General features: G+C 46.4%; 17 protein-coding genes. 4 read left to right on the top strand and 13 right to left on the bottom strand.

The window, feature by feature from the left end; all coding sequences use genetic code 11:
* Positions 1-21: 21 nt before the first annotated feature.
* Entirely contained in the window at positions 22-1,812 is a 1,791-nt protein-coding gene (locus PBN151_RS15770) for a peptide ABC transporter substrate-binding protein (protein WP_072729759.1), read from the bottom strand.
* Between the two features lie 496 nt (positions 1,813-2,308).
* Here PBN151_RS15770 and PBN151_RS15775 point away from each other — a divergent pair, with 496 nt between their 5' ends.
* The gene (locus PBN151_RS15775) at positions 2,309-2,695 is read left to right on the top strand and encodes a DUF3899 domain-containing protein (RefSeq protein WP_072729760.1); all 387 of its coding nucleotides are present in this window, start codon (positions 2,309-2,311) and stop codon (positions 2,693-2,695) included.
* Positions 2,696-2,825: 130 nt separating this feature from the next.
* Here PBN151_RS15775 and PBN151_RS15780 read toward each other — a convergent pair whose 3' ends face one another.
* From PBN151_RS15780 to PBN151_RS15825, 10 genes are all read right to left on the bottom strand, one after another.
* Entirely contained in the window at positions 2,826-4,097 is a 1,272-nt protein-coding gene (locus PBN151_RS15780) for an MFS transporter (RefSeq protein ID WP_072729761.1), read from the bottom strand.
* The gene (locus PBN151_RS15785) at positions 4,081-4,665 is read right to left on the bottom strand and encodes a flavoprotein (RefSeq protein WP_021253236.1); all 585 of its coding nucleotides are present in this window, start codon (positions 4,663-4,665) and stop codon (positions 4,081-4,083) included. Before PBN151_RS15785 ends, PBN151_RS15780 begins: the two co-directional genes overlap by 17 nt.
* Positions 4,649-6,016, bottom strand: coding sequence for a radical SAM/SPASM domain-containing protein (locus tag PBN151_RS15790; protein WP_072729762.1), 1,368 nt, complete (start codon positions 6,014-6,016; stop codon positions 4,649-4,651). The genes PBN151_RS15785 and PBN151_RS15790 overlap by 17 nt, the downstream gene beginning before the upstream one ends.
* Before the next feature lie 595 nt (positions 6,017-6,611).
* Positions 6,612-7,544, bottom strand: coding sequence for a hypothetical protein (locus PBN151_RS15795; protein WP_227774716.1), 933 nt, complete (start codon positions 7,542-7,544; stop codon positions 6,612-6,614).
* Positions 7,545-7,597: 53 nt separating this feature from the next.
* Positions 7,598-7,999: a hypothetical protein gene (locus PBN151_RS15800; RefSeq protein ID WP_072729764.1), complete on the bottom strand. Its 402-nt coding sequence runs from the start codon at positions 7,997-7,999 to the stop codon at positions 7,598-7,600.
* Positions 8,000-8,434: 435 nt separating this feature from the next.
* Positions 8,435-8,974 (bottom strand): NADPH-dependent FMN reductase, encoded by a 540-nt coding sequence (locus tag PBN151_RS15805; protein WP_072729765.1) that lies wholly within the window; start codon positions 8,972-8,974, stop codon positions 8,435-8,437.
* 52 nt (positions 8,975-9,026) lie between these two features.
* Entirely contained in the window at positions 9,027-9,230 is a 204-nt protein-coding gene (locus PBN151_RS15810) for a DUF3906 family protein (protein WP_072729766.1), read from the bottom strand.
* 180 nt (positions 9,231-9,410) lie between these two features.
* Positions 9,411-10,382, bottom strand: coding sequence for a 6-phosphofructokinase (pfkA, locus tag PBN151_RS15815; RefSeq protein ID WP_028533856.1), 972 nt, complete (start codon positions 10,380-10,382; stop codon positions 9,411-9,413).
* Positions 10,383-10,406: 24 nt separating this feature from the next.
* Positions 10,407-11,489, bottom strand: a complete 1,083-nt coding sequence (locus PBN151_RS15820) for a tetraprenyl-beta-curcumene synthase family protein (protein ID WP_021253243.1) — start codon at positions 11,487-11,489, stop codon at positions 10,407-10,409.
* 132 nt (positions 11,490-11,621) lie between these two features.
* The gene (locus PBN151_RS15825; protein WP_021253244.1) at positions 11,622-11,939 is read right to left on the bottom strand and encodes a hypothetical protein; all 318 of its coding nucleotides are present in this window, start codon (positions 11,937-11,939) and stop codon (positions 11,622-11,624) included.
* Between the two features lie 190 nt (positions 11,940-12,129).
* Here PBN151_RS15825 and PBN151_RS15830 point away from each other — a divergent pair, with 190 nt between their 5' ends.
* Positions 12,130-13,326: an MFS transporter gene (locus PBN151_RS15830; RefSeq protein ID WP_021253245.1), complete on the top strand. Its 1,197-nt coding sequence runs from the start codon at positions 12,130-12,132 to the stop codon at positions 13,324-13,326.
* A gap of 93 nt (positions 13,327-13,419) precedes the next feature.
* A complete protein-coding gene (locus PBN151_RS15835; RefSeq protein ID WP_021253246.1) occupies positions 13,420-14,073 on the top strand; it encodes a nitroreductase family protein in 654 nt (217 codons plus the stop codon).
* A 129-nt stretch (positions 14,074-14,202) separates the two neighbouring features.
* Here PBN151_RS15835 and PBN151_RS15840 read toward each other — a convergent pair whose 3' ends face one another.
* Complete coding sequence (locus PBN151_RS15840) at positions 14,203-15,096, bottom strand: helix-turn-helix transcriptional regulator (RefSeq protein WP_072729767.1); 894 nt, start codon at positions 15,094-15,096, stop codon at positions 14,203-14,205.
* 154 nt (positions 15,097-15,250) lie between these two features.
* Between PBN151_RS15840 and PBN151_RS15845 the strand changes: the two genes are divergently transcribed.
* Complete coding sequence (locus PBN151_RS15845; protein ID WP_227774718.1) at positions 15,251-18,547, top strand: glycoside hydrolase family 2 TIM barrel-domain containing protein; 3,297 nt, start codon at positions 15,251-15,253, stop codon at positions 18,545-18,547.
* Positions 18,548-18,747: 200 nt separating this feature from the next.
* Here PBN151_RS15845 and PBN151_RS15850 read toward each other — a convergent pair whose 3' ends face one another.
* Positions 18,748-18,945, bottom strand: coding sequence for a cold shock domain-containing protein (locus PBN151_RS15850; protein ID WP_005546053.1), 198 nt, complete (start codon positions 18,943-18,945; stop codon positions 18,748-18,750).
* Positions 18,946-19,035 lie beyond the last annotated feature (90 nt).

Here is a 19,035-nt window from a genome sequence, read left to right on the forward strand (position 1 = left end):
AAGGCCTCCTCTGTTCTGGTATTAGTCGACAATGTCTGCTTGCAGGATGGCAAACCTGACTTCAGGGAAATACTTCCCTTTTGTAGCCAAATGAATACGATCTAGATAGATGACAGCATTATTGTTTTGGAAGACTGGAATTTGCGGCACGTAATCGGCTAGCATTTTCTCCATTTCCCCCAATGCCTTCAGTCGTTCCTCTGGCTTCAGCAGCAAATCGCCTGTCGTAGTGCGCTTCTGCAATGCGTCGAACGCGTCGCTGCTAAATCTATGGTTACGGTTCGGGAAGTCCTTCGTCCACACCTTCAAGCTGCTCCACGGGTTGAACGCATTTTGCGTCATCGAGCCGATACCCAGCTCGTACTTTCCTTCTTTGTAAGCGTCATAAGCGGATCTCGGTGGCATCGCTCTGAGCTTAATGGCCAACTTATCCTTGCCAAACAAATTTTCGTACATTTCTTGCGTCACTTCTGCCGTGCGCTTCATCGTTTCCTGCGCATCGAAGTAGGTGATTTCAATCGTTATTTTCTTGCTGCCGTTCGCCTGATACGCCTTTTCAAAGAATTCCTTCGCTTTATCTGGCTCGTAGCCTGTTCCTGGAGCTACGGCTAGCTTCCCTTCTTCGGAATCGCGATAGCGCTTGCCCTCTGTATAGTCTCCAACAATACATATCGTAGAAATATAATACGGTGCCGATTTGAACGTTTTGAAAATGCCCTTGGTAATTTTATCGCGATCGAGACCATAGTACAGTGCTTTGCGGAAATCGTTGTTTTTCAAAATCGGGTTGCTGTCCGATTCAGAGTTTATATAGAAGCCCCATACACCGTCAGCTTCTGTATAGACGACCCGCGGATCTTCGCCGTATTTGTCAAATTGTTCGCCGCTAATTGATACCGAGTCAATTTCGCCCTTTTCCCACAGTTGAACGCGAGTCGAGCTTTCCGTTACAACACGTGTCTCGATGCGATCAGGCTTATAGATAGCCGCCAATGGGGCATCTGGATTTTTCTCGAATGTGTGATGCTGGTCGCGTACCCACTCGGTCAAGCGATACGTCCCGGAAGAAGGAACCTGCTCTACCGTAGTTCCGTATGTCGTTTCGCTGCGATCGGGCTTCATGCCGCTCTCATACAATTTCTCGTGAACGGGAGATGTAGGCGAATTTGCAGTGACGGTAAAGTTGCTATAAATGTCAATTTCCGGCAATTCTGATTCCAGCGTGAGTTCCAGCGTGGTATCGTCTTTAGCCTTAATTCCGACATCTTCCCATTTGGCTTCACCCTTAAAGTATTTGTTAGCGTTTACAATAGGGATATCGTCAAATAATACGTATGAGTTCTTATTAGCAAGCTTCGGATCAAGCAGCATTTTATAGGAGTATTCATAAGTTTTAGCATTGATCGGCGTGCCGTCCGTCCACTTCAATCCTTCTTTTAACTTGAACGTCCATACTTTATTATCCGTTGTCGTTGGTAAATCAACTGCATGATTGCCAACAAATTTTATATTGTCCGTTGGTTCGTCATAAATAATCTCCAATAAATTTCCATAAATATATTTCATCATATCCGTAGTTTCGGCACTGTTAGATGTGTGCTGGTTGAACGTATCCGCGGACATCGTCGCAAGCCGCAAGACTTTCGGCTTATCGCTTGCAGTGCCTTTCGACTCTGTCGCAACCTTACCTTCATTCTCTTTACTTCCCTGATTCTCTTGTCCGGCATTCCCGCTCCCGCTCGTGCAACCCGCGAACGTAAGCATCATCATGATAGCCAAAACAACCAAGAACGGTTTTTTTGGCAGCTTCATACAATCCCCTCCTGATTTTCTCATTTTTTTCAATTCATTATGTAAAATATGTGGGTAACAAAGGAAAAAGAATATTGGGTCGATTATGCCAACAAAATTGACACCTTGTGAAATAATGTACCTTTGGATTGGATGGATGCGTTCACATTGTTGTAGGTTTGATACTAGACTGAGAGCCGATTCATTGAGGAAGATCATTACTTGTCGGTTGCTATATATGCGTATATACCACGAATCGACAACGATCAAATGCATACTTGTGAGGTAAATTATGGTATAGTTTTTTTATAAATCTATCAAACTAAATACCCATAGTCAACAGTTAAATCACAGAATATCCCTTAGAATACTCAAGGAAATGCAGAAATAGGAGGATAAATGATGGATTATGCCGAATCATTCCTAGTCATCACATCAAAATATCTTCTCACTCGTCACATCAGAATCCTCCAACACATCTAGATACGAGCGAGTTTAAAGGGAAAGGATTTTCGCCATGAAACGACTGCTGCTTGTTGTAACCCTCTTATTTACAGCTGGTTATTCCATCTTAAACGGTCATAATTCCCTGCTTATAAACCTGTCGAATTCCTTCTTCATCATCGGTCTTATCTACCTATTGATCGCCTTGCTTGCTTACGTGCGGAACATCGGCTTTTTTAAATCATTGAGCTATCATCTCCATCGCAAGGAGAAGGAAAAAGAACATGCGCTTCATTACGATTCCAGTAACATATCGTCGTCTGGGCAGCCCAAAAAGAGAATGGCCCTGCATGAATATGCTGAATTGATTCGCACAAACCAATGGTCCAGCAAAATATTATATTTGTACTCGATTCCGCTGCTGTTGTGCTCCTGTATACTGGCGGTACTCGCAGCATAACAACCCCGCTCCATAACAGAACGGGGAGTAATCAAACGCTATTCAATCTTTAAAGCGTTCATTTCCATGTAATCACAAAGTATTAACCCGTCCAGCAAGGACGGGTCTAATCCTTCATCTCTCTTTTTGACTAATTGGACAAGGTCTGCTGTTGCACATGTTCCTGCTCTTTGCTTGTCTCCGAATCTGTATAGCTTAATTGACGCAATGCCGGCCGCGTCATCGCACCAAATACAATGACTAACAAAAATATCCCAAAAATACGCACAACAAGCTGGATACCTATCCCAGCATGCAGCAAATAGGCAACGAATGCGTAAGAAAGCGGTGTTAATCCGGTTACAATCGATATGAAGATACTCATTACTTTCCCTATCATATGATGGGGAGTACTTGAATGAATGTAAGTGAACAATGGGATATTCATAACCTGAATCAACACTCCAATCGTGAACAATACAAGCATAGACACGACTAAATGATGCACATATCCGAGAGAAGTATAAGCAATAACGATCAGAAACAACGAGCATAAAATAACAATTCCCGGTCTTGCGAAAGACTTTCGCAGAGATACAATAACGGATCCCAATATAAATCCGACTCCCAGCGAGACCTCTAACACGGCTAACACAACTGCGTTCCCCTTGAAAATATCCTTAGCCAAAATAGGAAGCATTACCCCCATTGGACCAGTCACGAAAAAATTCATAATGAATCCAATTGCCATTAACGTGGGCAATGCGCGATGTGTGCGTATATATTCGAAAGAGGAGGTCAATTCCCTCCACTTTGATTTCCTTGGTGTGCTGGAATCATGCGATTGAATCCGAATAAAGGATATAAGCGTAGTCGAAATAATGATAGAAATAAGACTAAATAGAAAGACACCGGAAAAGCCTATTGTAATAATAAACGTGCTGCTGATTAAGGGACCTATGATTAAACTGTACTGATTAGCCATACGAAGCAGCGCGTTGCCTCTCTGGTAAGCCTTTTTATCAATGATTGAGGTAATAACAGAGTCATAGGCCGGGCCAGCAAATGCATCCAGCACACCGAACAAGAAGGAGACGATGATAAGGAATAACGGGGTGATCATATCCAGCCAGTACATCGTCAGCAGTACCCCGATCGAAAGCACCTTCATCCATTGCGATGAGAGGATAATGATCTTTCGATTGACGCGATCTGCGATTACTCCGCCGTATATCATGAACAGCAGTCTCGCACCGGAAGAGGAGAAAAGGATCAAACCCAAATAACTGCGCGAGTCAAATAAGGTCACTGTCAGCCATTCGACAGCAACAATGTAAATATAATACCCAGGACTAACTAGAATTGCGGCGGTCAGCAGCAGCATGTAGTTCCTGTTGCTACGGAGATTAGTTGTTGTATTCATAGGCAGGCTCATTCATTCTGGATTCTTCATGCAAGATCAACTGAATCAACTCTTCCGGTTGCGGAAGAGCGGCATCTGAACCGGTATAGGTTCCGCTTGAAGCTTTATATCCCTCTGCCTGTACATTAACGAACAGATGTCCATCCGTCTTGAGAATTTCCACGTTCCGCTGCACGCTCGGCTGATTCCACATGGTGTTATTCATATTCGGGGCGATGTATATCGGGTTCGTATAGTTCAATACGCAGCAGCTTAACAGATCGTCTGCCATCCCGTGCGCCATCTTGGCCAAGAAGTCTGCAGATGCGGGAAGTATGAGGAAGATGTCGGCATCCTGAACAGCGTTGACATGCGGAGCTTTGAGATTTGTCGTAAATAGATCATCATAGACATGATCGCACAAATTGGCTAGTGCAAGCGTAGACACGAACTGCTTGGCATTATCGGTAACGACAATATCCAATTGACACTGAAAGCGGCCTTTAAGCGCGAAAATATAGTTATGTACGTTCAAGGCGCCAATTGTACCTGTAATCCCTATTAAGATTTTGTTATACGCTCGGCTCATAAGCATAATCCTCATTTACTAATGTAATGTACTTCTTAATACTCTTCTTGACTGGAGGACATGGTGTTGCGCCAGTCTCAATTCGTTCGAGCGGGCATGCATTCCCCTGGCATGATGGTCTGAAGAAGCATTTGGTGCAAGAAGCATCCTCATTGACTCCGCCTGTAACCCACAAGCTCCATTTCTCTTGATCAATGACCATATCCCCATTTTCAAGAATATCGCCTACATGATTCATTGGATTATTGAACGCAACTGTGCATTTGTAGATCATCCCGTCAGACCCGATTACACATGAGGATGGACTGGAGGCATAGCATTCAGAACCTCCTGGACGCAAATATTGCTTGTAGAAATCGAAATTAAATCCTTCTTCTTTCGCTTTCTCATAGAACGGAAACAGCATTTTCGTATCGCATAAATGGATGTCAGCTGTCTGTTCCCCTTTCAAATTCTGTATCGGCACGAAATGCAGCATGAAACGGGGATCGTCAACAAATGCACTGCTGACTAACGAAATATAGTTATCCATCACAGTCGACACTTCTTGATTGATATTGGAACGCAGTACAACATGGAATGGTTTATCGCTTTGCTTCATCTTCAATAAATTCGAGAAGATCGTATCAAATGTCTTCTCTCCAAATCGGCCAACTCGATAACTGTCATGCGTTTCCGCAGTCCCATCCAATGTGATTTGAAAGCTTCTCACATTCATCTCTAGCAGTTCCTCGAAAGTCTCACTATTAAGCAAATAGCCATTCGTTGTGATATTGGCGTGATATTGCACGTTGTATTTGGCGCAAATCTCCTTAATTGGAGCAGACATACGCTTTATGACATCGAATGATTTGAGCGGCTCCCCGCCAAACCAGCTAATGAGCAGCCGGCTATAATTTTTTACGTTTCTCTCCAAAAAGTTCAATATTCCTTGTTGCACTGATTCCTTCATTTCGGACTTCAGAAAGTCTTCATAACAGTAAGTACAACGGAAGTTGCAATCCTCATTTGGCAGTATTATTAACTGAAGCATACGGTTCTCAGCTAACATATTGTACTTTTGCGCAGTTGCCAGCTGAAATTCATTCACTCGATTCTTAACTAAGAAACCTTTATTTTGTAAATGTTGAATTAACCCACTGCGGATCTCATCTTGCGACTCTACTGCCTCGAGGTCCCTGACTTTCAACAGCTCATCAACAATCTCTGCCTCTCCACCAGTGAACTTACTTATTTTCCCGGTATATGAATTATATAGACGCAAATATTCACCGTCTGCGACACGAACATTGAAACGAGATGCCTTGAGCGTGCTGCTGTCCTGGATCGTTATATCTCCTCTTAATACCAATTGAATCCCTCCGCAGCTATTTAAAATACCTACCAAATTGAGAATTATGTACTCGCTCAGCATTGTTGTTATTACTATATGGATAACTGTCCTGCTCATTAGTGCAAGCGATTCAGTAGGATATCCTCGGTTCAAATAAATGTAAACGATTACAAAATAGGCTGGAGCCTATTTTGTAATCGTTTGGGATGAGTGCTTAACAGAAAATGTTGATTGTCTTGGATCCGCCTTCTTCGCCTTCTTTTTCAACTGAAAATGCCATTTGATTCACCTCCATAATTTGGTTTGTTTCCTACTTGCAAGTTCAGAATAATTCCATTTTATACTAAAGTCAACTCTTTTCTTGAAATTTTTTTTGGTATAATATATAACAAAATTAGGTTTAATCCATGTATGACAACATTCTATCTATTACCCTCTAATCGCTAAGTAAACAAGTTATTTCCACACTGATGTTAAGTTGATTCACTCCCTTATTACGAACATTCGATATCACTCTCCATAACAAAAAGAGCCAAAATCCTGCAGGCAGAATAATGGCTCCCCAACGTATATGTTATCTGTTACTTGTAATCATGACTCTTCCTCTCGTTTCTTAAGGCAAATATTCATATCTTACGTCGACCCAAGCATTTTCGTTTGTGGCAAGACCTAACGTTGCAGCAACGCCTGGCGACAAATCGATCCCGGCAGGATTGAGCACCTTGCGACCCTGTGAATCCTTGCCATTGTTCCAATTATTATAATAGGCAGCTGTTGAAGCAGGAGTACCCAATGCTAATCCAGAGCCGAATCGCCTAGGATTGCTTCCGTTGGCAGTATCCCAGTAATTATCATCGACATTCCAAGGGCCAACATCCTTCACTTCTACACCAAGGGCAAACTTAACCGTATTTGGATTATAAACATTGACTACATACTTCGGATTGCCATACGTCCCTCGCAATTGGACTGGGATATTACTAATCCAGCCTTTATTCGCAAATTTAATATATTTATCAGGCAGTGCGACCTCATAGGAGCCGCTTATATCTGGATCATATTGAGTTGCAAAAATTCCAGAGATTCGCGGTACGTCAGCATTTGCACCGTATTTTGTCTTCAACCATGTATTTCTATATTCTTTCTCGTCTGCCCACCACTTCGTCACCCATTCTTCGAAGGCAATGTGCTTATCTTGGAGCAGACTCTGTAAGGCAGCATTCCGTACTTGAAATAAGGTGTCTGCTTTCGCGTTATAGCTGTCCACCGTTAGCGACTGCGCCTGCAGCTGCAGTGCTCTGGCTGAATTACGTTCTTTGAGCCCCATATCCTTTAGTTGTGTCATTTGCTGATCGGACAATCCCAGAGCCGACTGAAGTGAAGCTACATCCGCTTTCAGCTTGTCGTCCTTGGTCCAAAATAAATAATTCAATACTTCCTTGCTGTCCAGCAGTGGGTTCGATTGTTCATCAGTTGCATTTCCATAAGCAGATCCCGTCGAAGCAAAGAGAGACAAAATGAGAGTAAAAAGCAACATGATGGTCATATTCCTTTTTAACATAAGCTTCGCCTCCATATTTCATGGCATGTAATCCGTGCTTATTCATTACTCGCAAAACGATACCGGCTTACGACAAATATGCCAGAAGGACCTTCTTTACTCGGTTGGATGAGCTCTAGCTGAATGCTTCTCCCGTCTTTGAGTGTGTATTGGACAACTTTCTTGGCTTTCTCATCTACAATAAGCTTCACATCAATGTCTTCATTAACAACGAGGCCTTCTTGTGTATTGAGATACTCTCTTGATACTTGCTGCCAGTCTGTTAGTCCAGGCTTATGGCCTTCATCCACCTGTTTTTGCAAATTATCTGCTTCTTGCTGCGAGAAATTAGTGCTAACCCAACCCCCACCCTTTGAAGGTGAACCTGAACAACCAATCAATACAAACACTACAACTAAAAGTATGGCGCTAACGGAAAAGAAACTTGTCTTTACTCTCATATACGCGTCTCCTTCTCATCATTCGTATTTGTTGCCACGCTGACATGTTATTGACGCGCAAGTCTTGACCAATGTTTCTCGCATCACATCAAAGGCATCCCCCGCTTCTCTGATTGTTAGGGCTTGTCCCTCTTTTTGCCATCCAACTGATGTATATCTATTACTACGTAATAGACCAATCAAACTTGACACAAATGTGAAAATAAAAGGCTGATTAAGCTCATTGAGATGAAAGACTAGATTGTAACCATATGGAGTAGAAGCAAAGAGAATCGGTAACCGAGGGGGTATGCTGGAGTTATTGTAGCGTTCACACAAATACGAACACCTTATCGGGAAGCCGTGGGGTGGGGTATACCTTTGACACCCTCACGTGCCTCCCTGCACAAGCGTATTCTTGTGCATACCTGAGGTGCTTCAAACTACATCAATTGCTTATGCTAGCTCACGAGTGCTCGCAGACAGATTCAAGAAATAGTTCAACGTCTTCTGAACTCGTTGAATCACTTGCTCCTGAACAGGCTGCCCTTCTGCTGTGAATTGTCTTGCATCGCCGCCGATGGAAATCCATTCTGGACAGTTAATTCCGTGCACATTGCGAACGATTGTCTGTAAATGCGTCAATGAACTGATACCAACCGCACCACCTGCAGAGCTAACCGACAAAACGACCTTATTGTTGAAATAGTCAAAGCTCAAATAATCGAGCGCGTTCTTCAATACGCCGGATATACTCCCGTGATACTCAGGTGTAGCCAACACAATGGCATCAGCTGCGAGAACCGACTCTCTTAACAGCTTCACATTCGTATGCTGTTCTGCATCGTCTGGGCAGTAGAGAGGAAGCTGCAGTTCATTGAGATCAATGACTTGCGCCTCATGGCCTTTCTCCTGAATACTTGCTGCTAGATAACGAACAAGCTTCGTGCTTGTTGCTTCTTTACGATTGCTGCCAGAAATACATACGATGCGCATGATCGCACTCCCCTTCCATCATCATTCGGCTGACAAGCGTCTATTACATCTATTAATCTCGAACGGGGATGATATATCCGCTGCCATTCACGCAGCGTTTCTTCTCTAGCAAAGTCAATCCCTCCCAAGCAACGCCTGGGATCTCCCGCTCGAAATGTGCTTCTGCTTGCAGAAAAGCTTGTTCTTCTGTATCTGCTGTCAGCACACATACGAACGTCCCTTGCGTCGAGGACGCTTCCAACCGATATATGTACATTTTTCCATCCCCTTCCCTATCGCACATCATACATAAAACCGGAATCATGCGTCAAGATGTCACATCAATTGAAATCATTTATCCCTCCTCCGCACATCTTGCAAATATACAAAAAAACCCGGCCAACCGCATGATGCGGCTTTGCCGGGCTTATCCAAAGCTGCGTGAACCAGCAGCGTCTTATTGACACAGACGTGAAGCCAATTCGTACAGCTCCATATTGAATTCCTTCTTCGTGTTCACAACAAGATCGATGTCGGTTGCGACCAGCTCCCCCTTAATCATACCGCAAGCCTTGCCGGATTCGCCTTCTATCAGCTGGCGAACTGCGAAGTCGCCTAGACGGCTTGCCAAGATACGGTCGAACGCTGTTGGGGAACCACCGCGCTGAATATGACCGAGAACCGTAACGCGCGGCTCAACAGTTGGGCAGCGTTCAATGATGGCGTTCGCGACATCTTCACCGCGTCCAACACCTTCCGCTACGATAACGATGCTGTGACGCTTGCCGCATTCGAAGTTCTCACGCATACGACCTGCAACTTCATCGATGTTATGGTCAACTTCAGGTACAAGAATCGATTCCGCACCACTAGCAAGACCTGCATACAGCGCTATATCTCCACAATGGCGACCCATCACTTCTACGACGGAAGAACGCTCGTGGGAGCTCATCGTATCGCGAAGCTTGTTTACTGCGTCAACTACGATGCTGACAGCTGTGTCGAAGCCAATTGTATAATCTGTAAAGGAAATATCATTATCAATTGTTCCTGGCAGACCCATTGTCTTGATGCCAAGCTTGCTCAACTTGTTCGCACCTTGATAGGAACCGTCGCCACCGATAACAATCAAGCCATCGATGCCGTGCTTGCGCAAAATGTCTGCACCCTTTTGCTGGCCTTCTGGAGTTCTGAACTCTTGGCAGCGAGCGGATTGCAGAATCGTTCCGCCACGTTGAATGATGTCACCTACACTGCGAATATCCATTGGGCGAATATCTTCGTTCAATAACCCTTGATAGCCGCGCTGAACTCCATAAACCTCAATTCCATTGAATATAGCTGCACGCACTACTGATCGGATTGCAGCGTTCATACCTTGTGAGTCTCCGCCGCTTGTCAATACGGCAATCTTTTTTACAGCAGACATGATTCGTTTCCTCCCTCATAATCCTCAATACATATGTTTACGTATCCAAAGACTGTTCAACCAGAAAAATAATCGCATAAGCGGACTATTCTTCATGAGACGCTTGGATACTTGTTGAACCGCGGCCTGTTCCCTTACTTTCGGATCTGATAAATATAGAGCTAGCAGCCCTTCTATAATCATACGATGAAATCGTCCATCCGGCAGTGAGCTAACTCGCACCGTTGCAAGGTCTGCAAAGTGGCCAATCCGGTTCACGACCAAGCTCTGATCGTCGTAATAATTGCAGAAATTCAAGTCTCCGCCGGCACGATCTTCTTCTTGGTCAATTAAATAATCTAACATAATATGCAGTCCACATACATATGGAAAATATGCCTCTAGAATGCGGTCTGCATCTGCTTGCGTCAGACTCTCGTCCGCCGCAGCCAAAAATAACTGGAACACACCTAGTGTGGAGCCGGTCGCCGCAGCGAATTCATTCCAGCCCAGCTCCGTATAAGCCGATTCATGCAGACTCCACCAATCCAGCAGCGCCTGCTCCCGGGAATCCGGGTGAATATGCTTGTACACCTGAAGGTCTGTATACAGTCCGACGAGACGAACAATATGCGGCTGTGCGATTCCATACGCCGGCAGTGAAGCAATACTATCTCTGCACGTCTGTACTAGATCACGCAAATAGCCCCCGTCCTCTTGATCATCACGGAGCGCATAATAGTCTTTGAGCGGTTCGTCCGGTTGGACCGCATCCAGCATAGCCTGATGGAGCAAGCGGAAATCCTCCGCATCCATCGAGGTGCTTCGGTCGCACAGGTTGTCCAAATAGTCACTGATCGTCTGAAAAGCAACAATGAGCGGGATCAATATATGGCGTACATCTAACCTAGCCGCAGCGTATACCGCACCGCCCTCACAATGAAATTGCTTGCTAGCGATGCTCGCGAGCGCCTGCTTGCGCAGCTCCTCGTTCGGAATTCGTTCAGCCCGCGTCTGCCAGCTTGCCAACGATTGACGAACCCCCGGCAATATATACTTATATACGCGGTACATGAGTCCGAGCGGCTCTTTCGGAGCTCGCGTACGGCGTTGCCTCACCTGATTCAAGAAAATCCTCCGTCCTCTGTGTAGGTCAACTTCTACGAGATGATGTTACTCACACTTATTGAGTACCCATTTTAACCACACCTATTATATTACGAAGTGACTAATTGCACAAACGATTGCATGCGATATTCACTAGTGGTGATTTTTGGCATCTACGTCCTGATGAACCCGGTACCACAAATTCAAATCGATAATTTGCGAAGCAAGCTCTGCGATCTCGCTATTCAGCCGGCAGGAAGCCTCAAATTGCTCCTCCTCATTCAGCGCATTCTGCTTCAAAACAATCGTACGTTCCAGCTCTTTAATACGGTCGGGAATTCTGCCGCGAGTGTGTTCCCACTTGTCCATAATGAGCACTTGTTCGTCCCAGCTCATTCCATCCCAAGAATCCTCAACTATGGGCACTTCAATACCAAGCCGTTCGTCGAATTCGAACCAATCATTCACCATGCTGCCGCACCTCCGGTAAATAGGATGCATCATTAATGCTGTTAATGTACCATGCCGCTTGCGAGGATGTAAATGACGAAACCGCCCCAATCCACAGGAAGCATGCTATACTAGGGATTATTCCATTTTTACTTGCTCAATTGACAACTCCGATTTATACACATTCATCTACTTCATGGAGGGAACACGCATGGCGTATCCGGCACCCCGGAACACAGAAGCGCATTGGCTGCGCGCCTTTACATTTATGATCTTTATGACCTCTTCGGTCGTTGTATCGTATTTGCCGCTCTACTACAAATCATTGCAGTTTACAAGTGTCCAGATCGGGCTTCTCTATTCCATTGGACCGCTCATCTCTATCATTTCCAACCTATTCTGGGGCGTAACCAGCGATAAACTCGGTACGTTGAAAAAAGTGCTCATCACGTTGTTGGTCGCACAAATCGTATTATCTGTGGCACTTGCTCAAGTATCCTCGTACGGGTTGGTTGCTCTGCTTCTCGTTTGCTTTTATTTCTTTTACTTTCCGATATATCCATTGAACGACAGCTTCGCGATTATGACTGCACAGGCTCAAGGCAAGAGCTTTATCGGCATTCGTGTTTTTGGATCGATCGGTTTCGCGGTATCTGCACTTTTATTCGGATTCATATTACGCTCGGTAGGCGCTTCGTACAGCATATGGGTCATTGTTCTGCTTGGCTTGCTGTCGCTGGGGCTTGCCTTCCCCCTTACGGATAAGCGCGCCACGATGAAGAAGATGGAACTGTCCGGACTGTGGGTTGTCCTGCGGCAGCGAGAAGTACTATTGTTCTTCCTGTTCGTGCTGCTGCTTGCCATCGGGCATCGTCTGAATGAAGCCTTCCTCGGATTGTCATTGTCCCAGATTGGGGCAGATGAATCTTTGGTTGGATGGGCTTGGATGCTCTCAGCGCTTAGTGAAATTCCAATCTTCTTCTTATTGAATGCCTATGGGGAGAAATTCAAGGAACTGCCGCTATTAGCATTCTCCGGGTTAACATATACCATTCGGCTTCTGCTTATTGCAGTGCTGCAAGATCCAACATGGATTGTTTCTACGCAGTTGCTGCACAGCGTGTCATTCGGGATCTTTTATTTCGTTGCCGTTCGCTATATAAGCCGTGTCATTCCTGACGAATATCGTTCAACAGGGCTTGCACTGTATACGATCGTCTGGTCCAGCATCGCAGGGCTCATAAGCGGAACTTTCGGTGGAATCTTAATGCAATCCTTCGGCAAGGATGTGCTATATGAGGTTGCAGCAGGGTTCTCATTTATAGCCTGCCTCGGCTTTATAACTATGGCTATCATTGCCCGTCATAGTGAAACAGCGACAATCCAAGCGTCCAGCAGACACAGCTAATTGCATTTTTTCAACTGTACCGTATAATAGTAGTAGGTCTTAATACAAGGTCTTAAAGCAATCATACTACTCGTTCGGTGGAGGGTCACCAATATGACAACAACGTATGAGACAATAAAGGAAGTCATTCATGGGCGCCGCAGCGTTCGTCGCTACGATGAACGTCCCGTGTCTGTCGACGACATTAAAGAGCTTGTGGATTGTGCGCGTTACGCGCCAAGCGACACAAACTCCCAAACATGGGAGTTCATCGCCGTTGTGAATCGTTCGATGATCAAGCAAATCGAGCAGCTTACATGGGATGCACTGCATGCCAAGGCTCAAATAGCGGAAGAGCAAGGATTAAACAAGGAAGCGAGAATGCTGCTCAAGTCCTTCGGGCCCTATGCAACGGCCTTCTCAGACGCACCAGCACTCATTGTATGCTTAGCGACGCCTTACACTTCGAAATTCCGTGAGCGCATCTTCGATCCGATTCAACTGGTGCCGACTGCGGTATGGGAAGAAGAGGGCATTAAGAGCAGCTGCTTGGCCATTCAAAATCTGATGCTAGCCGCTCATGCGCAGGGCTTAGCTACCTGTCCAATGACTGGCCCTGTCCTACTGGCTGCTGATGCAATCAAGTCACTGCTTGACATTCCAGAAGACCGCCAGGTCAACATGGTGCTTGCACTCGGCTATCCGCTGGAAACACCGGCCAAGCTCCCACGCAAGCCGGTCGAAGAGATACTGCGCATCATTGAATAACAGGGCATGTCCACGTACCAATCGCACATGAAGCCCCTTAGCTCCCCACAATAACTGTGGCGGAGCAAGGGGCTTCTCTTTTGGGGATTCGTATTATTCCTGCTATAAGATCTGATAATATTGCCTGATCTATGTTCCATTCACTTCCGTAGCATCAAATACACGATGATCACCCATCAGTTTCCCCGCATGAAGGAGACGGAACTGGACTGGCGTCATTCCCTCTTGCTGCTTGAATCGATGAATGAAATAACTCGTGTGCATGAAGCCAACCTCCTGTCCCACCTGCTGGACAGACAGCCTCGGGTAAGCGAGTAGAAGCTGCTTCGACTTACGAATCCGCAGACGTATCACATATTGAAGCGGCCGCATATCAAGTGTTCTTCGAAACAGCTTGCATACATATTGCGGAGTAACACCTATCTGGTCGGCCATCTGCTGAAGTGTAAGCTCCTGATGAACATGTTCTTGAATCCACTCCAACAACGGCGTTAACGGATCATTATCCACGTGCCGCCCTTCCCTGACCAGAGTCTCCCATCCGGATTGAGTCCACGCCATAATCAGCTCATAGGCAAGTCCTGACAGCATTGTGCCTTGTCCCTCATTGAACGAGGATCGGTTCAATAGAGCAATCGCCCTCTTGATTGGCTCTAGCGTGAGCTCAGGGTTCATTGGAGTAATCCTTGTCGATTGATACAATTGAGCCGCAGTCAGCAGCTCCTGCGATAAGCTTCCTTGAAATCCAAACCAATAGATTCCCCACGGCTCCTCAATTGGCCTATATTCATGCGGTATATGGGGAAATAAGATAACACCCTGCCCAGTCTCAACAACGATAGGCTCGTTCATCCCCTTCCACCAGAACTCGCCGCGGCCGGACGTGCATTGCAGCCACTGGTAATCAGGATATCCGCTCAGTCGCACAATTTCCTGTTGGCTTACCCAGCTTCCTACCGTGGTTACAACGAGTGGCAGTGACCGATCACGCTCGCTTATCATTGGAAAATGAAAATGCTGCATCGACTTCACCTGTTTCGAGTTTCATATATTGTTATTTCAAATAAAATCGTTAGATTGATTGAGCGTCTTTTTTCATTTTAACATATATACAATCAATAGCCTTTTACATTCATATCGTGATATTGAGTCTATAGCATTTGAAGGGAAGATGAGAATGTCAGTAGAACAAATGAACCTGGTAGATCCGCACAATGAACAAGCTTCATTAACACTGAATGAATTATTGCAGTCACCTACTGTATTGCATCAACAACGCCTCCATGACCGTGCCTACTTCATTCCTTGTGCAAGCGCCTCTGAAGCATTGACGTACGAGCGCGGTGCATCGGCCTATTTCCAGCAGCTGAGCGGCACCTGGAAATTCAGCTACGCAGCGAATCCCGAGCAAGCACCGGCACCGTGCTGGATGCCCCAGTACGATGATTCCGATTGGGACGAGATTCCGGTACCTTCGAATTGGCAAATGCACGGCTACGGAAAACCAGAATATACGAATATCCTCTATCCGTTCCCAGTTGAACCGCCCTTTGTTCCCCATGAGAATCCTACAGGAACGTACCGCAGGACTTTTTGGATTGAGCCAAGCTGGATGAAGCAGCGGGTCGTCCTTCGATTCGAAGGTGTGGACAGCGCATTTCGAGTATGGGTGAACGGGCACTTTATTGGCTACAGTCAAGGAAGCCGCATTCCTGCGGAATTCGACATCCGTCCCGCCCTGCAGCAAGGTATGAATCAAATTACCGTTCAGGTATACCAATGGTGCGACGGCTCCTATCTGGAAGATCAGGATATGTGGTGGTTAAGCGGTATTTTCCGCGATGTGTATTTGCTGGCCTTCCCGACGGAGCATATGTGGGACTTTACGGTTCGCACGCACCTGCTCGACAATGGTGAGCGTGCTCAACTGGACGTTGATGTCGAGCTCTGCATCAGCGAGGAGGCTGCGCAGTCACATACATTTGCATGGACATTATTGAATGCTGCCCGCCAGCCAATTTCACCGACGAACACAATCTTGGTATGTGATCGATGCCAGCAATCAGAGCCAATCATCCGGGTAAGCACTACCGTAGAAGCCCCTACACTATGGTCAGCGGAGACCCCTTATTTGTATCATCTCGTGCTGGAGCTTCGAGACAAGAACCAAGAGGTCATTCAAGTAATCTCGCAGCGAATCGGATTCAGAGAAGTGAAGCTTACCGGTACGAATCTTCTCGTAAACGGGAAGGCCATCATGTTCAAGGGCGTCAATCGGCATGAATTCCATCCGGATCATGGACATGCGGTTCCCTATGCCACAATGGTCGAAGATGTGCGCTTAATGAAGCAGTTCAACTTGAATGCTGTGCGGACCTCACACTACCCGAATGATCCGCGCTTCTACGCCTTATGTGATGAGGCAGGGCTATACGTAATCGACGAAGCGGACTTGGAAACACATGGATTTCAAGCTGCCGGGTGTTGGTCACTGCTCAGTGAGGATGAGACGTGGAAACAGGCCTATGTGGAGCGAATGCAGCGGATGGTAATCCGTGACAAAAATGCGCCGAGCGTCATCATGTGGTCGCTTGGCAATGAATCCGGCTGCGGGCCCAATCATGCAGCCATGGCTGAGTGGGCACAGCAATATGATCCGACTCGCCCCGTTCATTACGAAGGCGATTGGAGCAACATGCTTGAACTCGGCATCCGCTCGACGATGTACCCAACACTCGAAGCCATTGAGAAGGTTGTCCAGTCTGATGACGATCGTCCGTATATTTTATGTGAATTCGCGCATGCAATGGGCAACGGACCGGGAGCGCTTAAGGACTACGTGGAAATGTTCTATCGCTACCCGAAGCTGCAAGGTGCGTTCGTCTGGGATTGGGTCGATCAAGGCATTCGGCGTGAGCGAGAGGATGGCCGCCAAGAAATGGCGTATGGCGGTGACTTCGGCGAGCTTATTCATGACGGAAACTTCTGCTTGAATGGACTCATCGACGGAGACCGTAAGCCGTGGCCCGCTCTGCATGAATACAAAAAAGCGATCGAGCCTGTCAAAGTCTATGCCAGCAGTGAACCAGGAGAATATATCATCGAGAACCGGTACGACTTCCTTCCATTATCATGCTTGCGCGGTCACTATTCCATCATTGCCGATGGTGAACTAATTGCCGAAGGGACATTCGAGGTGCCCGAAGTACCTCCACGTGAGCGCGCTGCATGGCGGTGGGATGCGCGGACAGCGATTCGAGCCGCGTTCGGCCATACGATATCTGAACCGGCATTTCAGCATATGTGGCTTCGGTTCTCCTTCCGTTCGGGTAGCGGCACTTATGGCACAATCCCCTGGCTTCCTGTGGGTCATGAAGTGGCATGGGCTCAATTTGAGCTTGAGCCTTCGCAGGTTCTTCAGCTACAGCATATCGATTGCATACAGGAGACAGCAGCTTCCTCTACCATATCATCGTCTAAGAGCAGCCTGACATCCGGCTTCGGTATTAATACTGCCCCTGCAGGCATGATGTCGCTGAAGCCCATTTCGATCCATGACCAAGGAGCTAGCCTCATCCTTACAGGCAGCAGCTTTACTATGGAGATCAATCGGTCAGACGGAAGCCTTCTCTCTTGGCGTTTCCATAACACAGATTTGCTAACTGGCAGTCCCCGCCTTCAATTATGGCGTGCCGTTATCGATAATGATCGCTATCTGGTGACGGATTGGCGGAATGCTCGACTACATCAATTGAAGGAACGGATGAAACAGGTGACCATCGATTCATCACGCGCAGCAGAGGGGATGATTACCGTAACGACCTGCTTCCGGTTAGGAGCACCTGCCTTCATGTGGGGATTGGCCTGTGAGCAGATCATGACCATACAAGGAAATGGGATCATACAGCTGCACATTGACGTACGGCCTGAAGGATGCCATCCAGAGGTTCTCCCTCGTTTTGGCTACGAGCTTGGCATCCCTGCCGGCTTGAATTCCTGCAGCTGGTATGGACGCGGTCCAGGCGAAAGCTATGTCGACAGCAAGCAAGCAGCTGCAATTGGCTGGTACGAAGCGAAGGTCGATGATCTTATGGTGGCATACGAGAAGCCGCAGGAGAATGGCAATCGTACAGATACAAGATGGGTATCTTTTGTGAACACTCAAGGCACGGGACTATTCTTTACAAGCAGTTCTGGAGTGGACACCTTTGACTTTAGCGCCCATCGCTACTCGGTCATGGACTTGGAGAATGCCGCCCATCATGCTGATCTAGTGCCTCGAAGCGATATTGTTCTTCATCTGGACAAAGCACAGAATGGTCTTGGTAGCAACAGCTGCGGCCCGAGAGCGCTCCCTGAGCATGAATTGAAGTGCAAGGACATGTCATTCAGCCTGCAAGTGATCCCATTCAACTGTGAGACACTGTCTCCGAGGCAACTTGCGCGGCTCGTGAACAGCGGTATTCTATCTTAATCAAATCCACGACTCTCGGATCGAGCAATATCTTTATAAACAAGTCTGATGAACAAACAAGGTACAAGATAACAAAATAATGGGTTCAGGCTACTGCGATCAGATGAGAACATAAAAAAGCAGCCATGCTCAACATGAACATGGCTGCTTGGCGTTGCTAGTGCACTATTTATAAATGACAGCCCTTACGGGACAATTCATTATAATTTAATGACATTAGCTGCTTGCGCACCGCGATTGCCTTCAGTAATATCGAACTCTACTTCTTGGCCTTCGTCAAGTGTTTTGAAACCGTCGCCTTGGATTGCGGAGAAATGAACGAATACGTCTTCGCCGTTTTCCACTTGGATAAATCCGTAGCCTTTTTCTGCGTTAAACCATTTTACAGTACCTTTCAAAGTCAAAACCTCCTCACTTCTTCGCCCTGACAGGCGAATAGTAATATTATACTTAAGCAAAAAGTCAAACGCAACTTTTCCCACAAAAAA

The sequence above is a fragment of the Paenibacillus sp. NAIST15-1 genome (genome assembly GCF_001894745.1).
GTDB lineage: Bacteria > Bacillota > Bacilli > Paenibacillales > Paenibacillaceae > Paenibacillus_B > Paenibacillus_B suaedae.

Excerpts from the sequence above, each read along its gene's own strand:
- PBN151_RS15770 (WP_072729759.1), bottom strand. The coding sequence starts at position 1,812 with ATGAAGCTGCCAAAAAAACCGTTCTTGGTTGTTTTGGCTATCATGATG.
- PBN151_RS15775 (WP_072729760.1), top strand. The coding sequence starts at position 2,309 with ATGAAACGACTGCTGCTTGTTGTAACCCTCTTATTTACAGCTGGTTAT.
- PBN151_RS15780 (WP_072729761.1), bottom strand. The coding sequence starts at position 4,097 with ATGAATACAACAACTAATCTCCGTAGCAACAGGAACTACATGCTGCTG.
- PBN151_RS15785 (WP_021253236.1), bottom strand. The coding sequence starts at position 4,665 with ATGAGCCGAGCGTATAACAAAATCTTAATAGGGATTACAGGTACAATT.
- PBN151_RS15795 (WP_227774716.1), bottom strand. The coding sequence starts at position 7,544 with ATGACCATCATGTTGCTTTTTACTCTCATTTTGTCTCTCTTTGCTTCG.
- PBN151_RS15800 (WP_072729764.1), bottom strand. The coding sequence starts at position 7,999 with ATGAGAGTAAAGACAAGTTTCTTTTCCGTTAGCGCCATACTTTTAGTT.
- PBN151_RS15805 (WP_072729765.1), bottom strand. The coding sequence starts at position 8,974 with ATGCGCATCGTATGTATTTCTGGCAGCAATCGTAAAGAAGCAACAAGC.
- PBN151_RS15810 (WP_072729766.1), bottom strand. The coding sequence starts at position 9,230 with ATGTACATATATCGGTTGGAAGCGTCCTCGACGCAAGGGACGTTCGTA.
- pfkA (WP_028533856.1), bottom strand. The coding sequence starts at position 10,382 with ATGTCTGCTGTAAAAAAGATTGCCGTATTGACAAGCGGCGGAGACTCA.
- PBN151_RS15825 (WP_021253244.1), bottom strand. The coding sequence starts at position 11,939 with ATGGTGAATGATTGGTTCGAATTCGACGAACGGCTTGGTATTGAAGTG.
- PBN151_RS15830 (WP_021253245.1), top strand. The coding sequence starts at position 12,130 with ATGGCGTATCCGGCACCCCGGAACACAGAAGCGCATTGGCTGCGCGCC.
- PBN151_RS15835 (WP_021253246.1), top strand. The coding sequence starts at position 13,420 with ATGACAACAACGTATGAGACAATAAAGGAAGTCATTCATGGGCGCCGC.
- PBN151_RS15840 (WP_072729767.1), bottom strand. The coding sequence starts at position 15,096 with ATGCAGCATTTTCATTTTCCAATGATAAGCGAGCGTGATCGGTCACTG.
- PBN151_RS15845 (WP_227774718.1), top strand. The coding sequence starts at position 15,251 with ATGTCAGTAGAACAAATGAACCTGGTAGATCCGCACAATGAACAAGCT.